This is a genomic window from Paenibacillus baimaensis, assembly GCF_025567575.1.
This window is the reverse complement of the sequence record NZ_JAOQIO010000059.1, coordinates 1-866: the sequence shown is the minus strand read 5'-3', so window position 1 is coordinate 866 and position 866 is coordinate 1. Positions and strand designations below refer to the sequence as shown.

Sequence of the window (866 nt, the reverse complement as noted above, 5' to 3'; positions counted from 1 at the left end):
GACGCGGCTGCTGGCATAGATCGGCAGCCGCATTGTGCTAACGGGAGGATTGTTGAGTGGTAATGGAGAATAGTAGTAAATCTAATTTAATTGCTGAGGTGAGAAAATGGAAAAAGAGCAACTACTTAATGAGATGAAGCAAGATATGTTGCGTGAAATTCAGAATGTAGTCAAGGAAATTAGATTGGATGAATCTGATGAAGTATGTTACATCTCTCTTCTTGGAACCGATTACGAACCTGTACTTGGATTAATCACTCTTGGAATCAAATCATATCGAGACAAGTTGATAAAAGAAGAGCACCGTCAAAAGCTGTGGTATCTGTGGAATTCTGGTGAGATGCCTGTTAAGTATCAAGTAGGGCTTGAAAAAGTGCTCCCTTCATTCCAAGAGAAACAGGAAAATTTTGTGGAGTTAATTGGAGACAATGAGTGGGAAGATTCTTGGAAGGCTTGTCAAAATGTTCGCTTTGAAGTTGCGTATCAATTAAACTCATTTGATTGGAGTAAAATCTTGCCCATCACAACGGATTTTGTTTTGTATTCAGACTGGGAAGCAATTGATGTTGAGAATGGCGGCTTAGAAAGAAGTATTCCAAAGGAAAAACTTATAATTCTTAAGGAATACAGTTTGGTATAATTTTTTTTACTCCGCTAACGGGTACGATAGTGAAGGAGCTTACCTCGCGGCAGCTCCTCTTTGTTCATTCAAGTAACGGGAGATTAGTTGAATAAACAAAGGAATTTTCTTAAGTCTGTTGAAATATTAATAATGTATTAATTTGGAATATATGGGGGTTCGCATGAAATTTCTAGTCATCCAACCAAAATTTGAGAAGAACATTGTTCAACTTGAGAGTGAATTA

At 37.4% G+C, this 866-nt stretch carries 1 protein-coding gene; it reads left to right on the top strand.

The features are described 5' to 3' along the window. Positions 1–106 precede the first annotated feature (106 nt). Positions 107–640: a hypothetical protein gene (locus tag OB236_RS15985; protein WP_262684889.1), complete on the top strand. Its 534-nt coding sequence runs from the start codon at positions 107–109 to the stop codon at positions 638–640. Positions 641–866 lie beyond the last annotated feature (226 nt).